The sequence below is a fragment of the Mycobacterium scrofulaceum genome, from assembly GCF_001667885.1.
Lineage (GTDB): Bacteria > Actinomycetota > Actinomycetes > Mycobacteriales > Mycobacteriaceae > Mycobacterium > Mycobacterium scrofulaceum_C.
In genome coordinates this window covers 1-11,742 of record NZ_LZJW01000093.1, presented here as the reverse complement: position 1 = coordinate 11,742, position 11,742 = coordinate 1, and the positions used below count along the sequence as shown (strand labels likewise).

The 11,742-nt window shown below is 69.6% G+C and carries 10 protein-coding genes; 4 read left to right on the top strand and 6 right to left on the bottom strand.

Annotated elements, in window-relative coordinates:
* Window positions 1-5 precede the first annotated feature (5 nt).
* Complete coding sequence (gene tkt / locus A5681_RS14525; protein ID WP_067275746.1) at window positions 6-2,096, bottom strand: transketolase; 2,091 nt, start codon at window positions 2,094-2,096, stop codon at window positions 6-8.
* Between the two features lie 257 nt (window positions 2,097-2,353).
* Between tkt and A5681_RS14520 the strand changes: the two genes are divergently transcribed.
* Window positions 2,354-3,280, top strand: coding sequence for a heme o synthase (locus tag A5681_RS14520; protein WP_067275742.1), 927 nt, complete (start codon window positions 2,354-2,356; stop codon window positions 3,278-3,280).
* Between the two features lie 147 nt (window positions 3,281-3,427).
* Here the strand turns inward: A5681_RS14520 and A5681_RS14515 are convergent, their stop codons facing one another.
* The gene (locus tag A5681_RS14515) at window positions 3,428-4,402 is read right to left on the bottom strand and encodes a quinone oxidoreductase family protein (RefSeq protein ID WP_067275740.1); all 975 of its coding nucleotides are present in this window, start codon (window positions 4,400-4,402) and stop codon (window positions 3,428-3,430) included.
* A 19-nt stretch (window positions 4,403-4,421) separates the two neighbouring features.
* Here A5681_RS14515 and A5681_RS14510 point away from each other — a divergent pair, with 19 nt between their 5' ends.
* Window positions 4,422-5,084 (top strand): hypothetical protein, encoded by a 663-nt coding sequence (locus A5681_RS14510; RefSeq protein WP_067275737.1) that lies wholly within the window; start codon window positions 4,422-4,424, stop codon window positions 5,082-5,084.
* On the opposite strand, the gene A5681_RS14505 is transcribed toward A5681_RS14510, so the two are convergent.
* The 4 genes from A5681_RS14505 to mptB all read right to left on the bottom strand — a co-directional run bounded on the left by A5681_RS14505 (window position 5,034) and on the right by mptB (window position 9,580).
* Window positions 5,034-5,963, bottom strand: a complete 930-nt coding sequence (locus A5681_RS14505; protein WP_156737985.1) for a COX15/CtaA family protein — start codon at window positions 5,961-5,963, stop codon at window positions 5,034-5,036. The two genes, A5681_RS14510 and A5681_RS14505, sit on opposite strands and share 51 nt — an antisense overlap.
* Before the next feature lie 167 nt (window positions 5,964-6,130).
* On the bottom strand, window positions 6,131-6,910 hold the full coding sequence (locus A5681_RS14500) for an ABC transporter permease (protein WP_067275732.1): 780 nt from the start codon (window positions 6,908-6,910) through the stop codon (window positions 6,131-6,133).
* Window positions 6,907-7,842 (bottom strand): ABC transporter ATP-binding protein, encoded by a 936-nt coding sequence (locus A5681_RS14495; protein ID WP_156737982.1) that lies wholly within the window; start codon window positions 7,840-7,842, stop codon window positions 6,907-6,909. Before A5681_RS14495 ends, A5681_RS14500 begins: the two co-directional genes overlap by 4 nt.
* A 49-nt stretch (window positions 7,843-7,891) precedes the next feature.
* Window positions 7,892-9,580 carry a polyprenol phosphomannose-dependent alpha 1,6 mannosyltransferase MptB gene (mptB, locus tag A5681_RS14490; RefSeq protein ID WP_067275729.1) on the bottom strand — a complete coding sequence of 563 codons (1,689 nt, stop codon included), beginning with the start codon at window positions 9,578-9,580 and terminating at the stop codon, window positions 7,892-7,894.
* Between the two features lie 164 nt (window positions 9,581-9,744).
* On the opposite strand from mptB, the gene A5681_RS14485 reads away from it, so the two are divergent.
* On the top strand, window positions 9,745-10,560 hold the full coding sequence (locus A5681_RS14485; protein ID WP_156737981.1) for a helix-turn-helix transcriptional regulator: 816 nt from the start codon (window positions 9,745-9,747) through the stop codon (window positions 10,558-10,560).
* On the top strand, window positions 10,557-11,742 hold a 1,186-nt coding region (gene sufB, locus A5681_RS14480; RefSeq protein ID WP_067275725.1), incomplete at its 3' end, for a Fe-S cluster assembly protein SufB. The genes A5681_RS14485 and sufB, both read left to right, overlap by 4 nt.

Sequence of the window (11,742 nt, the reverse complement as noted above, 5' to 3'; positions counted from 1 at the left end):
CTTTCTCAGTTATCCACTACCTGTTCCGCGGCGGCCGCGACGGCTTCTGCGGTGAAACCGAATTCACGGAACAAAGTCTTGTAATCGGCGGATTCGCCATAGTGCTCGATCGACACGATCTTGCCGGTGTCGCCGACGAGCTTGTGCCAGGACTGCGCAATGCCCGCCTCGACGGCCACCCGGGCGGACACGGAGGGGGGCAGCACGCTGTCGCGGTAGTCCTCCGGCTGCGACTCGAACCATTCGACGCACGGCATCGACACCACCCGCGCGACGATGTCCTTGTCGGCCAACAGCTTCTGGGCCTCGACCGCGAGCTGAACCTCGGAGCCCGTGGCTATCAACACCACGTCGGGCTCGTCGACCCCTCCGTCACCCAGGATGTAGCCACCCTTGGTCACGCCCTCGTAGTTGGTGCCATCCAGTATCGGAACGCCCTGGCGGGTGAGAATCAGGCCGACCGGGCCGCTGCCGTTGCCGCGGGCCAGGATCGTGCGCCAGGCATACGCGGTCTCGTTGGCGTCGGCCGGTCGCACCACCGACAGGTTGGGGATGGCGCGCAGCGCCGCCAGGTGCTCGATGGGCTGGTGCGTCGGGCCATCCTCGCCCAGACCGATCGAGTCGTGGGTCCACACGTAGATGGTGTCGATGTCCATCAGTGACGCCAAACGCACGGCCGGGCGCATGTAGTCGGAGAACTGCAGGAACGTTCCGCCGTAGGCGCGGGTCGGGCCGTGCAGCACGATGCCCGACAGGATCGAGCCCATCGCGTGCTCGCGGACGCCGAAGTGCAGGGTGCGACCGTACCAGTCGGCGGTGTAGTCCTTCGTCGAAATAGACGGGGGCCCAAACGATTTGACGTTGTCCATGGTGGTGTTGTTGCTGCCGGCCAGGTCGGCCGAGCCGCCCCACAACTCCGGCAGTTTCGGCCCCACCGCGTTCAGCACCTTGCCCGACGCCGCGCGGGTTGCCAACGGCTTGTCTTCCGTTGTCCAGGTGGGGACGTCGGCGTCCCAGCCGTCGGGCAGCTCCTCGGCGGTCAACCGGTCCAGCAGCGCCTTGCGTTCGGGTTCGCGTTGCGCCCACGCGTCGAACTCCGCCTGCCACTTCTCGTGCGCTTCCTTGCCGCGGTCCACCAGCTTGCGCGTGTGGGCGATGACCTCGTCGCGCACCTCGAAGTTCTTGCCCGGGTCGAAGCCAAGGATCTCCTTGACGGCCGCGACTTCCTCGTCACCCAGCGCCGCGCCGTGCGCCTTCCCGGTGTTCATCAGCTTGGGCGCCGGGTAGCCGATGATGGTGCGCAGCTCGATGAACGACGGCCGGTCGGTGACGGCCTTCGCGTTGGCGATGGCCTCCTCGATGCCCACCACGTTCTCGCCACCTTCGACCCTTTGCACGTGCCAGCCGTAGGCCTCGTAGCGCGCGGCGGTGTCCTCGCACAGCGCGATGTTGGTGTCGTCCTCGATCGAGATCTGGTTGTGGTCGTAGAAGACGATCAGGTTGCCCAGCTGCTGGACCGCGGCCAACGACGATGCTTCGGAGGTGACGCCCTCCTCGATGTCGCCATCGGAGGCGATCACGTAGATGAAGTGGTCGAACGGGCTGGTTCCCGGCTCGGCGTCCGGGTCGAACAGGCCCCGCTCGTACCGCGACGCCATCGCCATCCCGACCGAGGATGCCAAGCCCTGGCCGAGCGGACCGGTGGTGATCTCAACGCCCTTGGTGTGCCGGAACTCCGGGTGCCCGGGCGTCTTGGACCCCCAGGTGCGCAACGACTCGATGTCGGAGAGCTCAAGGCCGAACCCGCCGAGATACAGCTGGATGTACAGCGTCAGGCTGCTGTGCCCGGCCGACAGGACGAATCGGTCGCGACCCAGCCAGTGGGTGTCGCTGGGATCATGTCGCATCGTTCGCTGGAAGAGCGTGTACGCCAGGGGAGCCAGGCTCATCGCGGTGCCGGGATGTCCGTTGCCCACTTTTTGCACCGCGTCGGCGGCCAGCACCCGAACCGTGTCGACCGCGGCCGAGTCGATCTCGGACCAATCGTCAGGAAGGTGTGGTTGGGTCAGCGTAGAGATCTCTTCGAGTGTGGTCACAGACTCAGTCCTTGGGGTCATCGAGCTGATCAATTCCACCCTAGTGCGGGAGGGCCGGCTCTTGCAGTGCTGGATTTCGGGTACCCGCCGCCGGCTGATGTGAAAATTACGCGGTGGCCGTCGACCCGTAACATTCAGTTCGGAAATCTGGGAGAAGTCTGGGTGAATGGACCCTGCGGGCAGGCAGCCACCGGTCCGCGGTCTACCATCGTGCGTAGTAGATGCTGCGCGCTGCTGCGACCCCAAGGAGTTATTGCGTGAGCGTTCGCGGGCGCGTCGCCCCGAGCCAAGTACCGAGCCGAGTACAAAGCACGGTGCTGGCGTATTTGGCGCTGACCAAGCCGCGGGTCATCGAGCTGTTGCTGGTGACCGCGATCCCCGCGATGCTGCTCGCTCACCGCGGCGCCGTGAACCCGCTGCTGATCCTCAACACGTTGATCGGTGGGATGTTGGCCGCCGGGGGCGCCAACACGCTCAACTGCGTGGCCGACGCGGACATCGACAAGGTGATGAAGCGCACGGCGCGCCGGCCGCTGGCCCGCGCCGCGGTGCCGACGCGCAACGCGTTGGTGCTGGGACTGGTGCTCAGCGTCGGCTCGTTCTTTTGGTTGTGGTGGACGACGAACCTGCTGTCGGGTCTGCTCGCCGTCGCCACCATCGCGTTCTACGTCTTCGTCTACACGCTGCTGCTCAAGCGCCGCACCTCGCAGAACGTCGTGTGGGGCGGGGCGGCCGGCTGCATGCCGGTGATGATCGGGTGGTCGGCCGTCACCGGCACGATCGGCTGGCCGGCGCTGGTGATGTTCGCGATCATCTTCTTCTGGACGCCGCCGCACACCTGGGCGCTGGCCATGCGCTACAAGGACGACTACAAGGCGGCCGGCGTGCCGATGCTGCCCGCCGTCGCGACCGAGCGTCAGGTCACCAAGCAGATCCTGATCTACACCTGGCTGACGGTGGCCGCGACGCTGGCGCTGGCGCTGGCCACCGGCTGGCTCTACGCGGCGGTCGCCGTGGTGGCCGGGGTGTGGTTCCTGGCGATGGCCCACCACCTCTACTCCGGGGTGCGCGCCGGCGAGCCGGTCAAGCCGCTGCGGTTGTTCCTGCAGTCGAACAACTATCTGGCGGTGGTGTTCTGCGCGTTGGCGGTCGACTCGGTGATCGCCCTGCCGCACCTGTTCTGACGCCAACCGTTCACATCGGCCCCACCCGTCGCTGTGCGGAGAGGGGCCTTCGCGTGCCCGCCTCGCAGCGACAACGGGCGCGCCGGTGCGCGTTGTCGCTCGGAGGCGGGCACATCGTCGCATGCCTCCGACTGCGGCCGACGACGCTCAGGGCAGCAGCACGATCGAGCCGGCCGTTTTGCGGCCCTGCAGATCCTGGTGGGCGCGCGCCGCTTCGGCCAGCGGATACCGGCCGCCGACTTCGATGGTGATCGCCCCGCCGGCGATCGCGTCGAACAATTCCTCTGCCCGCCAGCTGAATTCCTGGCCGGTGCGGATGAAGTGGGCCAGCGACGGGCGGGTGAGGAACACCGAACCGGCGGCGTTGAGGCGCTGCGGATCGAACGGCGGAACGGGTCCGCTGGCCGCGCCGAACAGCGCCAGCGTGCCCCGCACCGCCAGGCTGGCCAGGCTGGCGTCGAAGGTGGTGGCACCGACTCCGTCGTACACGGCCTCGACACCGGCGCCGTTGGTGAGCCCACGAATCTGCCGGCCGAACTCTTCCGCGTCGTCGGGGTAGGACAGCACCTCGTCGGCGCCGGCCTGCCGGGACAGCCGGGCCTTCCCCGGCGTCGAGACCGTGGTGATCACCCGCGCGCCGAGCAGATGCGCCCACTGCGTCAGGATCAGCCCGACCCCGCCCGCTCCGGCGTGCACCAGCACGGTATCGCCCGCCTGGACCGGATACACCGACTTCAACAGGTAGTGCGCGGTCAGGCCCTTCAACAGCACCGACGCGGCCACGTCGGAACTCACGCCGTCCGGCACGTGTGCCGTCAAAAACGCTGGGGCCGTGGCGTACTCGGCGTACGCGCCGGACGCCGACGCGCTGACCACGCGGTCGCCGACGCGGAAGCCGTCGACACCGTCACCGGTCGCCTCGACGGTGCCGCACAGTTCGGAGCCGAGGATGAACGGCAGCTCGCGCGGATACTGCCCGGAGCGAAAGTAGGTGTCGATGTAGTTGACGCCGATTGCCTCGGCCTTGATCAGCACCTCGCCCGCCCCTGGCGTGGGCTGGGGCGCGTCGACGTAGCGCAGCACCTCGGGGCCGCCGGTTTCGCTGACTTCGATTGCGTGCATGTGCTTATCATGCCCGGGCATGAAACTCGCCCGTCCGGACATCTTCCATCCCCGCATCGTGCTGGCGGGGCACGAAGACGATGCGGGCCATCGCCCGCGGAACCCGGACGACGCCGGGTTGGTTCCCGCGCTGCGGGCGCGGGGGCTGCACGCGCGCTGGCTGTCCTGGGACGATCCGCAGACCCTCGACGCCGACCTGGTGATTCTGCGCGCCACCGCGGACCGCGGCGACGAGTTGCTCGGCTGGGCGCGGCGGGTGCGCCACCTGCTCAACCCGCCCGACGCGATCGCTTGGAACCTCGGTGAGCGATATCTGCGGGATCTGGAGGACGCCGGGGTGCCGACCCTCGCGGGCGGGACGATGGAGGCGGCGCTGATCTTCCTCGGTGGTGAGCGATCACACGCCTGGCCGATCGAGCCGGAGTTCGAGGCGTGGGACCTCGGGTACGCCGCGCTGGCGGCCGCCGCCGACCGGGCCGGAATCGCCGCACGCGACCTGCTGTACGCGCGCGCCGACGTGGCGGGGGGTCGGCTGGTGCGGCTCGACCTCGTCGCGCCGTCGCTGGGGTGGCGGCACCTCGCCGCCGGCGACCGCGAGCGCGGCCAGCGCGACTTCGCGTTGGCCGTGGAGTCAGCCTGCGAGCGGTTCGGGCTCGGCCCGTTCTCGCATCGACGCCCATAGCGCGGCGGTGGCGGCGGTGCACGCCGCGGCGCCGGCCACGTGCAGGGCGACCAGCGCGGCGGGCACCCCGGTGAAGTACTGGGCGGTGCCGACCGCGGCCTGCGCGCAGACCAGCGCGAGCAGCACGATCAGCCGTCGCAGGATGGGCTGGGCGGCGCGCACCGCCAGCAGCCCGAATCCCAGCCCGACCAGCAGGGCGAGGTAGGCGACCAGCAGCGAGGAGTGCGCGTGGACCAGGGTGTCGACCGCGACCTTGAGCCGGGGCACGGTCCGGGTGGGGCTGCGGTCGCCGGCGTGCGGGCCGGCGGCCGTCACCAGCGTGCCGGTGACCAGCACCACGGACAGGTCCAGCCCGATCAGCGCCGTCAGGGCCCGCAGCGGCCGGGGGACGCTCCGGCGCGCCGCGCCGTCGTCGGGCTCACCGATCTTGACGTAGAGCAGCACCGACAGCCACACCATCGTCATCGAGGTGAGCAGGTGGATGGCGACCGTCCACCACAGCAGTCCGGTGCGCACGGTGATGCCGCCGATGACCGCCTGCACCACCGTCGAGACCGGCATCAGCCACGCATAGACCAGCACCTCGGTGCGTCGCCGGGCCCGGATCACGGCCAGCACGGCCAGTGCCGCCGTCACGACTACGGCAAACGTGATCATGCGGTTGCCGAATTCGACCGCCTGGTGGATGCGCGGCACTTCGGCGTGGGCGACGGGGGTGAAGCTGCCCGGGAAGCACTGCGGCCAGGTGGGGCAGCCCAGGCCCGACGCGGTGACGCGGACGATCGCGCCCGTGACGGCGATTCCGCCCTGGGTGAGGATGACGGCCGCGGCGATGAGGCGCTGGACGCGCACGCTGGGGTTGGGGAGCAGGTCCACCATCCGCCTCAACGTTCGTCCCACGGGCATGGCCCGATGGTAGGCCAACGAAAACTACACCCTGTAGTAAGCCCTGGCGTTCGCGAGACTTAAACCACGCACATCCGCATCGGCGTGTCGTGTGCGTGGTTTAAGTGTCGCGGTCCCGAACCCGAGCCCGTCCGCCCGCGTCAGGTGAAACGGAACCAGCGCCGCGCGGCCAGCGCCGCCAGCGTCCCCCACACCGCCAACACGGCGATGCCGAACCAGTCCACCGACAGCACCATCGCCCGCGACAGGGCCTCGGTGAGCGCGCCCGACGGGGTGAGCCGGGCCGCCCACTTGACCCCCGACGGGATCATGTCGCTCTCCACGGTCAGCGCGCCCAGCCCGGCGAAGACGAACCACAACAGGTTGGCCACCGCCAGCACGATCTCGGCCCGCAACGTCCCGCCGAGCAACAGCCCGAGCGCGGCGAAGCCCGCGGTACCCAGCGCGATGACCGCCGCGCCCAACAGCAAAGACAAGGGAGCGGGCCGCCAGCCCAGCGCAAACCCGATGGCGCCCAACAGGATTGCCTGCAGGAACACCACGGTGACCACGGCCAGTGACTTGCCGGCGATGATGCCCCAGACCGGCAGCGGGGTCGCGCCCAATCGCTTGAGCGCGCCGTAGCGGCGGTCGAAGGCGACCGCGATGGCCTGTCCGGTGAACGCGGTCGAAATCACCGCGAGGGCCATGATGGCGGGCACGAACGTGGCGGCGCGGTTGTGGCCGAAGGAACCAAACGGCAACAGCGTCAACCCCACCAGCAGCGTGATCGGGATGAACATGGTCAGCAGCAGCTGCTCGCCGTTGCGCAGCAGCAACTTGAGCTCGAGGCCGAACTGTGCGGCCAGCATCCGCGGCACGGCGTTGGGCCTGGGGTCGGGGGTGAAGGTTCCCGCGGGGAAGACGTTCGATCGGGTCACTGCCGCAACTTCCTGCCGGTCAGGTCGAGGAACACGTCCTCGAGGCTGCGCTGCTCGACGCGCATGTCGGTGGCCAGCACGTCGATCCGCGCGCACCACGCGGTGACGGTGGCCAGCACCTGCGGGTCGACGGGGCCCTCGACCAGGTACTCGCCCGGCGTCACCTCGCTGGCCCGGTAATCCTCGGGCAGCGCGGCGGTCAGCAGCGTCAGGTCGAGGCGCGGCGGCGCGGTGAAGCGCAGCTCGTCCTTGGCGCCGGCTCGCATCAGCTCGGTCGGCGTGCCGGCGGCGACGGTCACGCCGTGGTCGATGATGACCAGCCGATCGGCCAGCTCCTCGGCCTCCTTGAGCTGGTGTGTCGTCAGCAGCACCGTCACGCCGTCGCGGCGCAGCGCGTCGATCAGCTCCCACACCAGCAGCCGGGCGTGGGCGTCCATGCCCGCCGTCGGCTCGTCGAGAAAGACCAGCTCGGGCCGGCCGACCAGCGCGCAGGCCAGCGCGAGCCGCTGCTGCTGCCCGCCGGACAGCCGCCGATAGGTGGTGCGGGTGGCGTCGGTGAGGCCAAGGGTGTCCAGCAACCACGCCGGATCCAGCGGGTCCGCGGCGTACGAGGCGACCAGGTTCAGCATTTCGCCCGCCCGCGCGGACGGGTAGCCGCCCCCGCCCTGCAGCATCACCCCGATGCGGGTGCGCAGGCGGGCGTTGTCGGCGATCGGGTCAAGCCCGAGCACCTCGATGGTGCCGGCGTCCGGGCGCACGAAGCCCTCGCACATTTCGACCGTCGTGGTCTTGCCGGCACCGTTGGGTCCCAGCAGGGCCAGCACTTCGGCGGCGTGCACCTCGAGGTCGAGATCGGCGACGGCCGTGGTGGATCCGTAGCGCTTGCTCACCCCGCGCAGCCGCACGACCGTTTCAGGAACGTCCGAGCTCACGAGCGCCGCTCCTCCTCATCGCTGCGCTCTGCATCGTCGTCAGCGCGGCTCACGTGGAATCAGCGTAGGCGTCAGGCACCGCCGCCGGGCGAGGGGTCTGAGCGGTCGGGGGCGCCGGCGCCGGTTCCGGCGTCTCCGCGCTGTCGTCCGGGAGTCGCCGCCACGGCAGGCGGGTGTAGGTCACCGCGATGAGCACCGCGACGATCACGGTGCTGGCCAGGGTCGCATCGACTATCTGGAACAGCGCGAAGCGGTCGCCGTTGGCCGTCGGGCCGAAGATGCCGACGACCAGGGTGATGACGATGACCGCGACCCGGAAGCCGGTGCGGGTGGCCCAGGCGGCCAGCGGGATGATCGCCCAGAGCAGGTACCAGGGCTGCACGACGGGGAACAGCAGCACCGTGACGCCCAGCGCCACACCCAGGCCGCCGATCGGATGCAACCGGCCACGGAAGACCGCTACCAGCAGCCAGCCCACCATCACCGTGATGATCAGCACACCGATGGCGCGGGTGAGCCCCAGCACCGCGGTGGTGTGATCGCCCAGCCCCAACAGGATTCCCACCTGTCCGGTGCCCAGGGCGAGCAGCGTCGGCGGCGACATCCAGCTGCGCACGACGTTCGCGGTGCCCAGCGTGTAGATCCAGCCGAATCCCAGCCCGCTGGCCCAGCCGACGACCGCCATCACCGCCAGCGACAGCGCGCTCATCGCGCCGCCCGCGAGCAGCAGCGCACGTAGGTTGCCCCCGCAGCGGTACGCCAGCGCCATCGTGACGAACCCGAGCGCCAGCAGCGACGGCAGTTTCACCTGCGACGACAGCACGATCAGGACCGCGCCGGCCAGCAGCATGCCCAGCGGTTCCCAGTCCGGACCCGGCCGCCAGGAGGCCGGGAACAGCCGCGGCGAGTCGAGGCCCCGCAGCGCGAATTCGGCGCCGGCCAGCATCAGCCCGAGCATCAGCGCCTCATTGTGGACGCCGGCGACCAAATGCATGATCAGCAGCGGGTTGGCCGCGCCCAGCCACAGCGCGCTGACCTCCGCGACGCCGCAGCGCCGGGCCAGCCGCGGGGTCGCCCACACGATCAGGCCCACGCCGATCAGCTCGACCAGCCGGTGGCACAGCACGGCGGCGACGATGTTTTCCCCGGTGATGGCCGAGATGCCGCGCCCGATCCACAGAAACAGCGGGCCGTAGGGCGCCGGGGTCTCCCGCCACAGCGTGGGTACCGAGAGCGTGAAGACGTGGGACAGCCCGAGCCCGGACGCGGGCCCCACCCGGTAGGGGTCGAGCCCCTCCAGGGAGATCTGGCTCTGCGCCAGGTAGGAGTAGACGTCCTTGCTGTACATCGGCGGGGCGATCAGCAGCGGCAGCGTCCACAGCAGCAGGGTGCGGTCCAGGTCACCGCGCGACATCCGCCTGCGGCCCAGCGCGAACCGGCCGAGCATCAGCCAGGCCAACGCCATCATGACCGCGCCCGTGGTCGTCATCGTCAGGGACACGGTCTGGATCCGCGACGGCAGATTCAGCAACCGCACCCCGAAGGTGGGGTCCTGGACCACGGGTCGGGCCCCGGCGCCCAGCGCGCCGATGGCCATCAGGACGGTGCCGGTCGCGCCGAAGAGGCGGGTGCGCTGCAGCGCGGTGAGCTCGGTATCGTTCAGCGGCGTGCCCACCGTCTGCTCGTCGCCATGCAGGCTGGCGATCGACGAGCTCAGCACGTGGTGGCGGGCTGCCATCAGAGCAGCGTAACCGCCGGGGTCGCGGCAAGTTGTGCCCGGCGGGGATCGCAAGCGCGGCGTAGCCGGGCGCAGTGGGTCGCCGCCAGTGGTGCCCGGCGGGGATCGCAAGCGCGGCGTAGCCGGGCGCAGTGGGTCGCCGCCCGTGGGGCCGAGTGTGACCAGTGCAACGCCCGCCCAGGGCACCCTTGGTAGACCGATCCCCGGAATTGCGTCACACTGGTGTTGTGAAAATCCGAACCGGCCTCGACGACGCTGCCGTGGGCGCGGCAGTGCCGGATGGCCACACCCGCCGCGCCATCGTGCGGCTGCTGGTGGAGTCCGGATCGATCACCGCCGGCGAGATCGGTGACCGGCTCGGGCTGGCGGCCGCCGGCGTGCGACGCCACCTCGACGCCCTGATCGAGGCGGGCGACGCCGAGTCGGTGCCCGCCGCATCGTGGCAGCAGGTGGGTCGCGGCCGTCCCGCCAAGCGGTTCCGGCTCACCGCTGGGGGCCGCGCCAAGCTCGAGCACGCCTACGACGACCTGGCGGCGGCGGCCATGCGGCAGCTGCGGGAGATCGGCGGCGAGGACGCCGTCCGCACGTTCGCCCGGCAACGGATCGACTCGATCCTGGCCGGCGTGCCGTCGGCCGAGGGTGACGACGACGCCGCAGTCGAGGCGGCCGCCGAGCGGGTGGCCGGCGCGCTGACCAAGGCGGGTTACGTCGCCACCACGACGCGGGTCGGCGGCCCGATCCACGGCGTGCAGATCTGCCAGCACCACTGCCCGGTGTCGCACGTCGCCGAGGAATTCCCGGAGCTGTGTGAAGCCGAGCAGCAGGCGATGGCCGAGGTGCTCGGGACCCACGTGCAGCGGTTGGCGACCATCGTCAACGGGAACTGCGCCTGCACCACCCACGTACCGCTTACCGTCCCCAATTCGAAGGCGCCCAGCCCGCGTCGCGACACCACGAGCATCGAAGGAGCGTCGTTATGACCCTCACGCCAGAGGCCGAGAAGGCCTTCAAAGCGGGAGAAGCAGAGCCGCTGACCCAGGAGCAGGCGATCGCGTCGCTGGGCCGCTACGGCTATGGCTGGGCGGACTCCGACGTCGCCGGAGCGAGCGCCCAGCGCGGGCTGTCCGAGGCGGTGGTCCGCGACATCTCGGCGAAGAAGAACGAGCCCGAATGGATGCTGCAGACCCGGCTGAAGGCGCTGCGCATCTTCGACCGCAAGCCGATGCCCAACTGGGGCTCGGACCTGAGCGGCATCGACTTCGACAACATCAAGTACTTCGTGCGGTCGACCGAGAAGCAGGCGGCTTCATGGGATGACCTGCCCGAGGACATCCGGAATACGTACGACCGCTTGGGAATTCCCGAGGCCGAGAAGCAGCGGCTGGTCGCCGGTGTGGCCGCTCAGTATGAGTCCGAGGTGGTGTATCACCAGATCCGCGAGGACCTGGAGTCCCAGGGCGTCATCTTCCTCGACACCGACACCGGCCTGCGGGAACACCCCGAACTCTTCCAGCAGTACTTCGGCACCGTGATCCCGGCCGGGGACAACAAATTCTCCGCGTTGAACACCGCGGTGTGGAGCGGCGGATCCTTCATCTACGTTCCGCCGGGCGTGCACGTCGACATCCCGCTGCAGGCCTACTTCCGGATCAACACCGAGAACATGGGCCAGTTCGAGCGGACCCTGATCATCGTCGACGAAAACGCCTACGTGCATTACGTCGAGGGCTGCACCGCGCCCATCTACACGTCGGACTCGCTGCACTCGGCGGTGGTGGAGATCATCGTAAAGCCCGGTGGCCGTTGCCGTTACACCACGATTCAGAACTGGTCGAACAACGTCTACAACCTGGTCACCAAGCGGGCGCGCGCCGAGGCCGGCGCCACGATGGAGTGGGTCGACGGCAACATCGGGTCCAAGGTGACCATGAAGTACCCGGCCGTCTGGATGACCGGTGAGCACGCCAAGGGTGAGGTCCTGTCGGTCGCCTTCGCCGGGGAGGGCCAGCACCAGGACGCCGGCGCCAAGATGCTGCACCTGGCGCCCAACACGTCGAGCAACATCGTCTCGAAGTCCGTGGCCCGCGGCGGCGGCCGCACCTCCTACCGGGGCCTGGTGCAGGTGAACAAGGGCGCGCACGGCTCGCGTTCCAGCGTGAAAT

What these genes read in the sequence shown, in the direction of transcription:
- A5681_RS14515 (WP_067275740.1), bottom strand. Translation starts at nt 4,402, where the DNA reads ATGCACGCAATCGAAGTCAGCGAAACCGGCGGCCCCGAGGTGCTGCGC.
- A5681_RS14510 (WP_067275737.1), top strand. Translation starts at nt 4,422, where the DNA reads ATGAAACTCGCCCGTCCGGACATCTTCCATCCCCGCATCGTGCTGGCG.
- A5681_RS14505 (WP_156737985.1), bottom strand. Translation starts at nt 5,963, where the DNA reads ATGGTGGACCTGCTCCCCAACCCCAGCGTGCGCGTCCAGCGCCTCATC.
- mptB (WP_067275729.1), bottom strand. Translation starts at nt 9,580, where the DNA reads ATGGCAGCCCGCCACCACGTGCTGAGCTCGTCGATCGCCAGCCTGCAT.